Source organism: Streptococcus equinus ATCC 9812 (assembly GCF_000187265.1).
Lineage (GTDB): Bacteria > Bacillota > Bacilli > Lactobacillales > Streptococcaceae > Streptococcus > Streptococcus equinus.
Window position 1 is genome coordinate 102,701 of the sequence record NZ_GL698429.1, and the last position, 12,787, is coordinate 115,487.

A 12,787-nucleotide genomic window follows, 5' to 3' on the forward strand; every position below is an offset into this window, starting at 1 on the left:
TTTTAGGCACAGCAAGCAATACTTTGCTGATTTCAGCAATTGGTTTTGCATTTATTACAATTTATGCTATCGCTCATTACGTGAGAGTGCATAAACTTCACGTTAGTAATGTCAAAGAAGAAAAAATCTGAGAGTGAATTCTTTTATCAGGAGGTATTTTTTGGAACAAAGTCAGCATGAAGTTATCAATCCTAACCAAAGACTACTTTCTTTTTTAATCGTTCATGATAATCAGGATTCAACTTATATTTCGCCACATTGGCATAGGGCAGTTGAGCTGAGTTATACCTTAAAAGGTTCGATTGACCAGTTTTATGTCGCAGGTGAAAATTTTCAAATGCATTCTGGTCAGATTTTAGTGATTAACACGCAAGAGGTTCATAGTATCCGTGTTTTAAAGCACAAGGAAGAGTCTAATTTGGCTCTGACAATAACTTATCCTTATCCTTTTTTGATTGGGCAGTGCGAAAAAAATGCTTATAGTCGTTTTGATATTAATCATCCAGAACGATTTTCAGCAGAACAAAAAAGGGCGTATAAGGAACTTCAAGAGATTCTAGAAAAAATAGTTTTAGATTGTCATTCTGACAGGTCTGATAAAAATTTAAAATTAAATCTTGGGATTTTAAAAGCCTTAGAAATGTTAATCTATTTTTTCTTGGTGGATGATTTTTCTGCAACTCGTAGGGATAATCGTCTGCAAGTTGCTGAGCGCATTAAAGAGATTGACGAATATTTGCAGCAATATTACCAAGACCATATCCATTTGGAAGATTTGGCAGCATATTGCCATCTTTCACGTTCTTATATGGCTCGATTTTTAAAAAAACATCTCGGAGTCACTTTAGGAGAATATTTGAGAAATATTCGTGCTCAGCGAGCGCGTGATAGTTTGATAGAAACGAATGATAGTTTTACAAGTATTGCTTTAGAGCATGGATTTAGTGGCTTAAGGTCGATGAATCGTGCTTTGGAAGCAAGTTTTGGGCAAAATGCTAGACAAATTCGGAATAATACAAATAGTTGAGGAGAGAAAATGGCTACATTTTTGAGCTTTGATGTAGGTGGAACACGCATAAAATACGCATTGATTACTGATAAAAGAGAAATAATTGAAAAGAATTCTACGCACACACCTGACAACGGCCAAGAGTTTTGGCAAAAGATTGATGAAATTATTGAATTTTATAAGTCTACAATCAGTGGCATAGCATTTAGTGTGCCTGGTCGTGTCGATACCGAAAAAGGAATTATTTATATCGGCGGTGCTTTACCTTATCTGAAAGATATTCATATCAAAGACGTCTTCTTTGAAAAGTATGGCTTGCCTGTGGCGGTCGTTAATGATGCAAAAGCAGCAGCGCTTGCCGAAGTCTGGCATGGCAGTCTAAAAGGAATTAAAGATGGTGCAGTTATTGTTCTAGGAACTGGTGTTGGTGGCGGTTTGATTTTAGATGGCAAACTCCGAAATGGTTCACATTTTCAAGCTGGCGAGTTGAGTTTCTTGGCACTAAATCTCACAAACAAAGGTTTTGAGCGTACTAGTGGTTATTTGGGCTCGGCAGTCGGAATGGTTTCTGCCGTTAATAAAGCAATTGGAAATGTTGATGAAAAAGATGGCAAAAAAGCTTTCTCTGCTATCAATGACAATCATCCGAAGGCGGCAATTTTTGAAAGTTACTGTCGAACAATTGCTCAGATTATCTTGAATGTCCACACGACTTTGGATTTAGAATGTTTTGCAATTGGTGGTGGTATCAGTTCCCAACCAATTCTTGTTGATGAAATTAATCGTCAGTATGATTTGCTTTTAGATGAGGACGAAGTGACTAAACACGTTTTGATACGTCCTAAAATTGTACCGACAACCTTTAAAAATGACGCCAATCTTCTCGGGGCTCTTTACCAATTATTACATTCATAAAAAAGCACACTTTTTATAAAGTGTGTTCTTTTATATACTCTAATTTTTGTTTTCGTGTTTTCTGTTTGAAATAACTTTCGGCAGACATGGCGGCTTCTTTGCTCTCAAAACTTTCTTGATAAATGAGCTTTACTGGTCGTCTAGCTCGAGTGTACTTGGCACCTTTGCCGCTATTATGAGTCTTTATACGATGCTCGACATCTGTTGTATAACCAGTGTAAAGAGTGCCATCTGAACACTCAACCACATACATGTAAGCTTTTTTAGTCTTTTTTGCCGTTTTTTCCATAATAAATTTCAAAAATTTCGTCAGTGTAGTCGCCGTTTTCTTTGTGAACAAAGAGTGGCGGAAGAATTTTAAGCCCGTCAGTTGAGCCATCTTTTATAGCTTCAACGAGGAGTAAGTTGGCGTCTTTTCCAACTTTTGGGTAAATAAATTGAATGCGTTTTGGAGCCAGATTATATTGACGTAGTATGTCAATGATGTCTAAAAATCTATCAGGGCGGTGTACGAGTGCTAGACGTCCATTTGATTTGAGAGCATGGCGTGCAATGTCACAAATTTCTTCAAGGTTTGTTGTGATTTCATGCCTTGCAAGCAAGTAATGTTCAGAGAGATTCTTCTTTGATGTCTCTGAAACTTTGAAATACGGCGGGTTGCACAGAATCAAATCAACACCAGTTCGTGGCACATGCTTAAGAAGATTTTTCAAATCATCATTAATCATCTGAACTTGTTCACCGAGGTCATTTAACTGGATTGAACGCTCTGCCATGTCTGCTAAACGCTCTTGAATCTCTATCTCAATGATAGGCGCTTTGGTACGAGTACTGGCAAAAAGTCCAACGGCACCGTTACCAGAACAAAGGTCAACGATTAAGCCGCGTGATGGGATTTTTGGAAATCGTGACAAAAGCACGCTATCGATAGAATAACTGAATACTTCTCTATTTTGAATAATTTTTACGTCTGTCGAAAAGAGCTGATCAATACGCTCGCCTTCTTTTAAAATTGATTTAGTCATGACAATTATTATAGCAGATTTTGTTTGTTCTCACTAGCGAGCCAGCTAATTTTTACTTTCTAAAACCGCTTAAGAATGGTACAATGTTATGGAATGATTGAAAAAAGGAGTAAATCTGTGTTTTATACTTATTTACGCGGGCTAGTGGTTTTCCTACTTTGGATTATCAACGGTAATGCTCACTATCACAATGAAGACAAAATCTTGAGTAAAGATGAAAATTATATTTTGGTTGCCCCTCACCGTACATGGTGGGACCCAGTTTACATGGCTTTTGCTGCGCGACCAAAACAATTTATTTTTATGGCTAAAAAAGAATTGTTTGAAAATCGTATTTTTGGTTGGTGGATTCGCATGTGTGGTGCCTTCCCAATCGACCGTGAAAATCCTGATCAAAAAGCCATTAAATACCCTATCAATATGTTGCGAAAAAGCAATCGCTCACTTGTCATGTTTCCAAGTGGTAGCCGCCATTCTACAGACGTTAAAGGTGGCGTAGCTGTTATTGCTAAAATGGCTAAGGTTAAAATCATGCCTGTTGTTTACGCAGGACCAATGCAATTAAAAGGTCTTTTGACTGGTGAACGTGTGGACATGAACTTCGGTAATCCAATCGATATTTCTGATATCAAACGCATGAATGATGAAGGTATCGAAGAAGTAGCTAACCGCATTCAAACTGAATTTGACCGTTTGGATGCTGAAAATGTAACTTTCCACATCAATAAAAAACCAAATCCACTAACTTATATTTATCGTATCCCACTTGGGCTAGTTGCTATTGTTGTTGTGCTTTTTACACTTCTCTTTAGTTACATTGCAAGTTTTGTTTGGGACCCAGATAAACACCGTAAAATGAAATAATTTATAAAAGCTCAGCGATTTTGCTGGGCTTTTTCGAATAAATAAGTAAAGGCTCACATGAGTCTTTTTTAGTACCAAAAAGTGAGGTAGTGAGATGATTGAAGAGATGAAAGAAAAAATTTTAGAGCATAAAACTGTGGCATCAGTTTTGGGGACAGTACTTATTATGCTAGTGATGTTTTTTGCTTGGTCTAGTATGGAAAGCCACAAAGCTGAAGTGCAAAATGATTTACCAGCATTGAGCACTAGCTTTTCAACAAGCAGTGTGGAAATATCTCAGCCAAAAACAGCGAAGTCTGCTTCAAAATCTGAATCAGATAAGATTTTCGTTGATATAAAAGGTGCCGTCAGAAAAGAAGGCGTTTATGAATTGATATCAGGTAGTCGTGTGACAGATGTGGTCAAATTAGCTGGCGGTTTTACAGATGATGCGGATAAGAAATCTGTTAATTTAGCTGAAAAAGTAGCGGACGAATCAGTGATTTACGTGGCAAGAGTTGGTGAAGAGGTCACACCAGAAAGTACCACGTCTCAAATCAAAAATACAGCAGCTAGTGGAGCACTGCAGGATGCAGACTCAGCACAAATCAATCTTAATACTGCGTCTTTAGAAGAACTTCAGACGATTTCTGGCATCGGCGCCAAACGGGCTCAAGACATCATCGATTATCGTGATAACAACGGTGGATTTTCGTCAGTTGATGATTTGAAAAATGTGTCAGGTATTGGTGAGAAGACCTTAGAAAAACTAAAAGCTGAGGTGACAGTTGATTAAACATTTTCCCATTAAGCCAATTCAATTGGCTTTTTTGCACATTCTCGTTTATTACTTTTGCTTTTTGAAGTTCTTTTGGTGTTTAGTCCTCCTTTTATTAGCCCTGATCTGCTTATGGAAAAACTACGGTTCTAAAAAATTGTGGCAAACCTTGATAATTCTGATGTGCTTTGCTAGTTTTATTAGTTTTAAAAATCAGCAAGCAGAGCAAGCTGACAAAGTAGCGCCAGCTCATTTATCAAAAATCCAGATGATTCCAGACACGATTTCGGTCAATGGTGACTTGCTGTCTTTTCGAGGAAAGGAGGATGGACAGACTTATCAAGTCTTTTATACTTTGAAGTCAGAAAAGGAGCAGCAATTTTTTAAAAGTCTTAATCAGACGCTTGTCTTGTCTGGTGAGATTAACTTGGAGAAAGCAACGCCTCAGCGTAATTTTGGTGGGTTTGACTATCGGACTTACTTGAAACATGAAGGTATTTATCGCATTGGGAATCTTTCTTCAATTGTTGGGATGAGACGTCAAACTTCTTTGAATTTGGTTGAGCGACTGCATGATTTGCGACGAAAAGCAATTGTTAGCATCCAGCAAAATTTTCCAGCACCCATGCAACATTATATGACGGGGCTTTTGTTTGGTTATCTGGATAAATCTTTTGATGAGATGATCGATATTTACACGAGTTTAGGAATTATTCATCTCTTTGCTCTTTCCGGTATGCAGGTTGGCTTTTTTGTCGGTGTTTTTCGCTATTTCTTTTTGCGACTAGGCTTAAGACGTGATTATGTTGACATTCTTCAAATCCCTTTTTCGATTGTATATGCTGGTTTGACAGGATTTTCAGTGTCAGTTGTCCGAAGTCTCATTCAGTCAGGTTTAGGCAATATTGGCGTTAAGCGACTTGATAATCTTGCTTTGACTATGATGATTCTTTTCTGCATTATGTCTAATTTCCTGCTGACAACGGGAGGCATTTTGTCATTTACTTATGCCTTTATTCTAAGTTTTATTGATTTTGTGGAACTTGAAAGTTATCAGAAGAAAATTGTAGAATGCTTGGCAATTTCATTAGGTAGCTTACCAATTTTGATTTACTTTTTTTCAGTTTTTCAACCGATGTCCATTCTTTTGACAGCTATTTTTTCATTGGCATTTGATACGCTTATGTTGCCAGTTCTGTCAGTGGTTTTCTTGATTTCGCCACTCGTGAGATTATCAATTTTTAATAGCTTTTTTATCGTTTTAGAAGATGTGATAAAGCTGACTATGAATTTCCTTGGTGGTCCGATTGTTTTTGGCAAACCAAGTATTGGTATCTTGGTTTTTTTATTATTTAGCTTGGGTGTTCTTTATGATTACAGGCAGAAAAGGAAAGTTGTAATTTTTCTTGTCAGCTTAGTAGCTCTGCTATTTTTCCAAATCAAGCATCCGCTGGAAAACGAAGTGACGGTGGTTGACATCGGGCAGGGAGATAGTATTTTTGTGCGTGATGTTAAAGGGCATACGCTGTTAATTGATGTCGGAGGAAAAGTGAGTTTTAGCCCAAAAGAAGGCTGGCAGGAGCGTTTGTCTGACAGCAACGCAGATCGAACCTTGATTCCGTATCTCAATAGCCGTGGCGTTGGAAAAATTGACCAGCTGGTTCTGACGCACACGGATACTGACCACATGGGAGATATGTTGGAAGTGGCAAAGCAGGTGAAAATTGGTGAAGTTTTGGTTAGTCAAGGAAGTTTGACAAAGCCAGATTTTGTGGCAAAATTACAAGCTATGAAAACCAAGGTTCGCACAGTTTCTGATGGAGATAGTCTACCGATTATGGGAAGTAGCTTGCAGGTGCTGTACCCTATTAGAGTTGGCGATGGTTCTAATAATGATTCGGTGGTGTTGTATGGCAAGCTTCTTGGTAAAAATTTTCTGTTTACAGGAGATTTGGAAGAAGAAGGTGAGCGCGAGGTGATGGTGACTTATCCTAATTTGCCAGTTGATGTTTTAAAAGCAGGACACCATGGCTCAAAAGGGTCATCAAGCCCAGCATTTCTAGCCCATATTTCACCGCAGATTGCTCTGATTTCTGCAGGTCAAAATAACCGTTATAAGCACCCTCACCAAGAAACGCTTGAACGATTTCAAGCGCAAAATATGACCACTTACCGCACAGACCAACAAGGCGCCATCCGCTTTAGAGGATTAAACCACTGGAAAATTGAAACGATGAGGTGAGCTTTTTTTACAAACTTTCTTTGGTGATTGTGTTAAAAAGAAAGCAGTTTTGGTATAATATTCCTATGATTGCAATCGAAGAAATTGATAAATTACGAAAAGAAAATCTTAGCTTGATTACGGTGGTGACGGGTGAGGATTTGGGACAATTTTCTCAGCTGAAAGAACGCATGGTGGAGCGTGTTGGCTATGATAAGGATGATTTGACTTATTCTTACTTTGATATGGCTGAGGTTGATTATCAGGATGCGGAAATGGACCTTGAAAGTCTGCCGTTTTTTGCTGACCAAAAGGTAGTTATTTTTGATAATCTACTCGACATCACGACAGCTAAGAAGTCTTATTTGGATGAAAAGGCGCTTAAACGTTTTGAGGCATATCTTGAAAATCCTTTGGACACGACACGTTTGATTATCTTTGCGCCAGGGAAATTGGACGGCAAACGTCGTTTAGTAAAGATTCTTAAGCGAGATGCCAAGATTTTTGAAGCGAGTGAATTAAAAGAAGCCGAGCTAAAAACGTATTTCCAAAAATTAGCACACAAAGAAAATCTTACCTTTGATTCAGGTGTTTTTGAGGCTTTGCTTTTAAAATCAAATTATGATTTTAGCGAGATTTTGAAAAATATTACCTTTTTGAAATCTTATAAAAAAGACGGACACATCACAGGAGAAGACATCAATCAAGCCATTCCAAAAACACTTCAAGATAATATTTTTGATTTAACACAGTTTGTTTTGAGTGGCAAAATCGATGAGGCGCGTGAGCTGATTCGCGATTTACGTCTTCAAGGTGAGGATGAAATCAAGCTCATTGCCATTATGCTTGGTCAATTCCGCACATTTTTACAGGTCAGCATTTTAGCCAGCCAAGGAAAAACAGAACAGCAGATGGTTGTTAGCCTGTCTGATTATCTTGGACGCCGTGTCAATCCTTATCAAGTTAAGTTCGCTGTGCGTGATTCGCGTACTCTTTCTATGACTTTCTTGAAAAAAGCTATTGCTATTTTGATTGAGACGGACTATGCTATAAAAACTGGAACTTACGATAAAGATTATCTCTTTGATGTGGCTATTTTAAAAATCGCTCACGAGCATCGCTAAAGGAATTAAAAAAATAACGGTCAAATAATTTGCTAGCTTTGCCATTTTTCTATAGAATGATAATAACAAATAATGAAGAGAAAGAAGGTAACTAGCATGGCTATTATTTTACCAGAACTACCATACGCATACGATGCTCTTGAACCATATATCGATGCAGAAACAATGACATTACACCATGATAAACATCACGCAACTTACGTAGCAAACGCCAATGCGGCTCTTGAAAAACATCCTGAACTTGGAGATGATTTGGAAGTTATCTTGGCAGATGTTGACAAGATTCCAGCTGATATTCGTCAAGCAGTGATTAACAACGGTGGAGGCGCTCTTAATCACTCACTTTTCTGGGAATTCTTGTCTCCAGAAAAACAAGAACCAACAGCAGATGTCCTAGCTGCGATTGAAGCTACATTTGGTTCATTTGATAATTTTAAAGCTGAGTTTACAAAAGCTGCAACAACACGTTTTGGTTCAGGTTGGGCTTGGCTTGTGGTTAACAAAGAAGGTAAACTTGAAGTGACTTCAACAGCTAACCAAGATAACCCAATCTCAGAAGGTAAGAAACCAATTCTTGCTCTTGATGTTTGGGAACATGCTTACTATCTCAAATACCGCAATGTTCGTCCAGACTATATCAAAGCTTTCTTCGACATTATTAACTGGGCAAAAGTTGCTGAATTATACCAAGCAGCAGTTGCTGATTAAGTATCATTATCATAGCACTCTCTAATCTATGAGGATAGGCACAGCTCTATCCTCTTTTTATGTCGCAAATATGATATAATAGCAAGGAATAGGGAGGAATTTTGCATGTCAGGACATAATAAATGGGGCAAAATTAAAAACAAAAAAGGTTAAGCAGATGCTAAACGCGGAGCAATTTTTAATAAATTGTCACGTGAAATTTTTGTAGCTGCTAAAGCTGGTGGTGGCGATCCATCAATGAACGCTAATCTTCGCATGGTTTTGGATAAAGCGCGTGCGGCTAATATGCCAAAAGATAATATTAACCGTGCTATCAAAAAGGCAACTGATGTTGGCGATACAACAAACTATGATGAAATCACTTATGAAGGCTATGGGCCTAGTGGGGTAGCTATTCTCGTTCACACACTAACTGACAATAAAAAACGTACAGATGCGAACATGCACACTATTTTCACACGTAATGGTGGTAACATGGGTTCAACTGGTTCAGTTGCTTACATGTTTGACCGTAAAGGTTACATTGTCATTGACTGTGAAAATTTGGACTTGGACGAAGATAGCATGCTTGAGTTGATTTTGGATGCTGGGGCAGAAGATTTGAAAACATCAGATAATGCCTTTGAAATCTTCACTGAACCAAAAGAATTTCCAGCTGTTAAAGAAGATTTGCAAGCACAAAATCTTGAATTTGCACAAGATCAACCTAGCATGATTCCACAAGACTAGGTTAACCTTGATGCAGAACAAGCAGATATTTTGGAAACTCTCGTTGATAAACTTGAAGATGATGATGATGACGTCCAAGATGTTTACACAAATATGGCAGATTAAGAGTAAAAAAAGAACTTCGATTTTCGAAGTTCTTTTTTAAAGTTATTATTTTACAAACATAGCATCGCCAAAGCTAAAGAAGCGGTAGCGCTCATCGATGGCGTGTTGGTAAGCTTCTAAGACAAATTCACGTCCTGCAAATGCTGAAACAAGCATGACAAGAGTTGATTTTGGTAAGTGGAAGTTTGTTGAAAAGGCATCAACTACTTTAAATTCGTAACCAGGTTTGATGAAGATGTTTGTCCAACCGCTATCAGCTTTAATTTCGCCGTTGAATTTTGAACCAATTGTTTCAAGTGTACGGATAGAAGTTGTTCCGACAGCAACGATACGACCGCCAGTAGCTTTAACATCACGAAGTGTTTGAGCAGCTTCTTCAGATAGACGATAGAATTCTGAGTGCATTTCGTGTTCTTCAACATTGTCAACAGAAACTGGACGGAATGTTCCAAGTCCGACGTGCAAAGTAACGTAGACAAGTTTAACACCTTTTGCTTCAATTTTTTCAAGCAATTCTTTGGTGAAGTGAAGTCCAGCAGTTGGGGCTGCAGCAGAGCCATTTTCTTTGGCATAAACAGTTTGGTAACGATCTGGGTCATCCAATTTTTCGTGAATGTATGGTGGAAGTGGCATTTCACCAAGACTTTCCAAAACTTCAAGGAAGATACCGCCGTAATCGAACTCGACGATACGACCACCGTTATCCAATTCTTCGACGACAGTAGCAGTCAAACGTCCATCACCGAAAGAAACTTTAGTTCCGACACGAAGACGTTTTGCTGGTTTGGCAAGAACTTCCCATTTATCCCCTTCAGTATTTTTCAAAAGAAGAAGTTCAACGTGTCCGTGTGTTTCAGGTTTTTCACCATAAAGACGAGCTGGAAGTACGCGAGTATTGTTCATGACAAGTGCATCACCTGGGTTTAGCTCATCAAGAATGTGGTCAAAATGCGCATCGACCATTTCGTGAGTATTGCGGTCAATAACCAAAAGTTTAGAACTGTCTCGTTTTTCAAGAGGAGTTTGTGCGATTAACTCCTCTGGTAAATTAAAATCAAAATCGTTGGTATTCATAATATGTCCTTAATAATTATATTCTCAACTTTACATTATAACACGAGAAATCTTTTCCGTCATCTGGTCGAGTTTTAATTGTAACTATTCTAAAGAGATGTTATAATGAAGGCAATTAGGGAAAACGCTTAAAAATTTATGGAAAGTGGTGAAAAATAGATGAAAGAAAAATTTGGAGATTACGCAAAATCCATCGTCTATGGTGGTATGGATGGTATTGTAACAACCTTTGCGGTTGTTGCTGGTGCGGTCGGTGGAAATCTTGGTATCACAGCAATTGTTATACTTGGTTTTTCAAATCTACTAGCTGACGGTTTTTCAATGGCTGTTGGTGATTATCTGAGCTCGACGACTGAAGAATCAGTGGTTAAGGGAAAAGCCATAAAAAATGCAGGTGCAACATTTGTTTCATTTAACTTTTTTGGTTTGATTCCTCTTTTATCCTATCTTTTGATTAACGTCTTTAGTATTTTCAAAGTTCATACTTTTATGATGGCTTGTATTTTAGTATCGCTAGCGCTAACCTTACTTGGATTTGTCAAAGCTTTGATAACAAAGAAAAGCAAATTCAAGGAAATTTTTAGAACGCTACTGATTGGCTTAATTGCTGCGTTGTTTGCTTATTATGTTGGTGACTTTTTAGGGCAGTTAGCTGGAACTAAATAAAAAATCAAAGTCTGAGATTTGTTCTCAGGCTTTTTTAGAACATTTTTCTTGACAACAATTGGTATATACCATATAATAATTTTAGATAAGCGGTATATACCAAAAACAAAAAGTAAAAATGGGGAAGTGTCATGAAAGTAATTCGTGTTAATAATCAAGTTGAAGGTGGAAAAAAAGCTTTTGAACTGTTGAAAGCGGAAATGGAAAATGGTATTAAGACACTTGGTCTTGCGACTGGTAGCACACCTTTGTCATTTTATAATGAGCTGGTAAATAGTGACCTTGATTTTTCAGAAATGACAAGTATTAATCTGGATGAATATGTTGGCTTGGCTGCTGAAAATGACCAAAGTTATCACCATTTTATGCAGGAAAATCTATTCCAATACAAACCTTTCAAGGAAAGTTTTTTGCCAAATGGTTTAGCTACAGACTTGCAAGCAGAAGCTAAGCATTATGACCAGATTATTGCTGAGCATCTGATTGATTTTCAAATTTTAGGAATTGGGCGAAATGGTCATATTGGATTTAACGAGCCAGGGACTCCGTTTGACATGACAACACATATCGTTGATTTAACGCAGGATACGATTGAAGCAAATAGTCGTTTCTTTGACAGCATGGAAGAAGTGCCAAAACAAGCTATTTCAATGGGAATTCACTCAATCATGCAATCCAAAATGGTTGTTTTAATGGCTTATGGCAAGGATAAAGCTGATGCTATCAATCAAATGATTAATGGTCCAATCAGCGAAGCTTTGCCAGCAAGCGTTCTTCAAAATCACCCAAATGTTATAGTAATTGTTGATGAGGCTGCAGCGAGTGAATTAGACTAAAAAATTGCTTCAGAACATGGTAAAATAGGAGCATGCGTTTAGATAAATTATTAGGACAAGCGGGATTTGGCTCTCGAAATCAAGTCAAAAAGCTCATCAGAAGTCGTCAAGTTTATGTGGATGGCAGGTTAGCTGAGGCAGACAATTTGAATGTTGAGCCAAGTCTGCAAGAGATAACTGTTTCGGGCAAACAGGTTACACTATCTACAGAAAAATATTTCATTTTAAATAAGCCAGCGGGTGTTGTTTCTGCGGTTTCTGATAAGGAACATCAGACGGTGATTGATTTGATTGTAGAATCCGACCGAGTGCCAAAACTCTACCCAGTTGGAAGATTAGACCGCGACACGGAAGGGTTTCTTCTGATTACTAATAACGGTCCACTTGGCTACCGCATGCTTCATCCAAAATACCATGTCACAAAGACTTATTACGTCGAAGTTAATGGACGCTTAGCAGATGATACGCCAGCATTTTTTGAAAATGGGGTGACCTTTGATGATGGAACAGTTTGTAAACCTGCGAAACTTGAGATTATCGAATCAAGTTCTGAAAAAAGCTCTGCTTATATCACGATTGCAGAAGGAAAATTTCATCAGGTTAAGAAAATGTTTTTAGCTTATGGCGTCAAGGTGACCTACCTCAAACGAATGACCTTTGGTGAATTTGAACTTGGCGATTTACCAACAGGACACTATCGTGAACTAACTATAAATGAAAAAGAAATCTTGAAAAATTATTTGGATTAATCCAA

The 12,787-nt window shown here is 37.9% G+C and carries 13 protein-coding genes and 1 pseudogene; 11 read left to right on the plus strand and 3 right to left on the minus strand.

The window, feature by feature from the left end; translation table 11 throughout:
- Positions 1 to 160: 160 nt before the first annotated feature.
- Positions 161 to 1,027, plus strand: a complete 867-nt coding sequence (locus tag HMPREF0819_RS00510; protein WP_004230867.1) for an AraC family transcriptional regulator — start codon at positions 161 to 163, stop codon at positions 1,025 to 1,027.
- Between the two features lie 9 nt (positions 1,028 to 1,036).
- Entirely contained in the window at positions 1,037 to 1,924 is an 888-nt protein-coding gene (locus HMPREF0819_RS00515) for an ROK family protein (RefSeq protein WP_004230869.1), read from the plus strand.
- Positions 1,925 to 1,937: 13 nt separating this feature from the next.
- On the opposite strand, the gene HMPREF0819_RS00520 is transcribed toward HMPREF0819_RS00515, so the two are convergent.
- Both HMPREF0819_RS00520 and HMPREF0819_RS00525 read right to left on the minus strand, forming a co-directional pair.
- Positions 1,938 to 2,213: a GIY-YIG nuclease family protein gene (locus tag HMPREF0819_RS00520; RefSeq protein WP_004230871.1), complete on the minus strand. Its 276-nt coding sequence runs from the start codon at positions 2,211 to 2,213 to the stop codon at positions 1,938 to 1,940.
- A complete protein-coding gene (locus HMPREF0819_RS00525; protein ID WP_004230873.1) occupies positions 2,188 to 2,949 on the minus strand; it encodes a tRNA1(Val) (adenine(37)-N6)-methyltransferase in 762 nt (253 codons plus the stop codon). Before HMPREF0819_RS00525 ends, HMPREF0819_RS00520 begins: the two co-directional genes overlap by 26 nt.
- A gap of 117 nt (positions 2,950 to 3,066) precedes the next feature.
- Here HMPREF0819_RS00525 and HMPREF0819_RS00530 point away from each other — a divergent pair, with 117 nt between their 5' ends.
- From HMPREF0819_RS00530 to HMPREF0819_RS00555, 6 genes and pseudogenes are all read left to right on the plus strand, one after another.
- On the plus strand, positions 3,067 to 3,813 hold the full coding sequence (locus HMPREF0819_RS00530) for a lysophospholipid acyltransferase family protein (protein WP_044023235.1): 747 nt from the start codon (positions 3,067 to 3,069) through the stop codon (positions 3,811 to 3,813).
- A gap of 94 nt (positions 3,814 to 3,907) precedes the next feature.
- Positions 3,908 to 4,588 (plus strand): helix-hairpin-helix domain-containing protein, encoded by a 681-nt coding sequence (locus HMPREF0819_RS00535; RefSeq protein ID WP_004230876.1) that lies wholly within the window; start codon positions 3,908 to 3,910, stop codon positions 4,586 to 4,588.
- Positions 4,581 to 6,812 (plus strand): DNA internalization-related competence protein ComEC/Rec2, encoded by a 2,232-nt coding sequence (locus tag HMPREF0819_RS00540; RefSeq protein WP_004230877.1) that lies wholly within the window; start codon positions 4,581 to 4,583, stop codon positions 6,810 to 6,812. Before HMPREF0819_RS00535 ends, HMPREF0819_RS00540 begins: the two co-directional genes overlap by 8 nt.
- A gap of 65 nt (positions 6,813 to 6,877) precedes the next feature.
- Positions 6,878 to 7,915, plus strand: a complete 1,038-nt coding sequence (holA, locus tag HMPREF0819_RS00545) for a DNA polymerase III subunit delta (protein WP_044023236.1) — start codon at positions 6,878 to 6,880, stop codon at positions 7,913 to 7,915.
- A 96-nt stretch (positions 7,916 to 8,011) separates the two neighbouring features.
- Positions 8,012 to 8,623, plus strand: a complete 612-nt coding sequence (gene sodA / locus HMPREF0819_RS00550) for a superoxide dismutase SodA (RefSeq protein WP_044023237.1) — start codon at positions 8,012 to 8,014, stop codon at positions 8,621 to 8,623.
- A 105-nt stretch (positions 8,624 to 8,728) separates the two neighbouring features.
- Positions 8,729 to 9,457, plus strand: a pseudogene (locus tag HMPREF0819_RS00555) (YebC/PmpR family DNA-binding transcriptional regulator).
- Positions 9,458 to 9,502: 45 nt separating this feature from the next.
- Here HMPREF0819_RS00555 and queA read toward each other — a convergent pair.
- Entirely contained in the window at positions 9,503 to 10,531 is a 1,029-nt protein-coding gene (gene queA, locus HMPREF0819_RS00560; protein ID WP_004230887.1) for a tRNA preQ1(34) S-adenosylmethionine ribosyltransferase-isomerase QueA, read from the minus strand.
- Between the two features lie 159 nt (positions 10,532 to 10,690).
- On the opposite strand from queA, the gene HMPREF0819_RS00565 reads away from it, so the two are divergent.
- The 3 genes from HMPREF0819_RS00565 to HMPREF0819_RS00575 all read left to right on the plus strand — a co-directional run bounded on the left by HMPREF0819_RS00565 (position 10,691) and on the right by HMPREF0819_RS00575 (position 12,782).
- Positions 10,691 to 11,197 (plus strand): VIT1/CCC1 transporter family protein, encoded by a 507-nt coding sequence (locus HMPREF0819_RS00565; RefSeq protein ID WP_004230888.1) that lies wholly within the window; start codon positions 10,691 to 10,693, stop codon positions 11,195 to 11,197.
- Between the two features lie 131 nt (positions 11,198 to 11,328).
- Positions 11,329 to 12,033 carry a glucosamine-6-phosphate deaminase gene (gene nagB / locus HMPREF0819_RS00570; protein ID WP_004230889.1) on the plus strand — a complete coding sequence of 235 codons (705 nt, stop codon included), beginning with the start codon at positions 11,329 to 11,331 and terminating at the stop codon, positions 12,031 to 12,033.
- A gap of 32 nt (positions 12,034 to 12,065) precedes the next feature.
- The gene (locus HMPREF0819_RS00575; RefSeq protein ID WP_004230890.1) at positions 12,066 to 12,782 is read left to right on the plus strand and encodes a pseudouridine synthase; all 717 of its coding nucleotides are present in this window, start codon (positions 12,066 to 12,068) and stop codon (positions 12,780 to 12,782) included.
- Positions 12,783 to 12,787 lie beyond the last annotated feature (5 nt).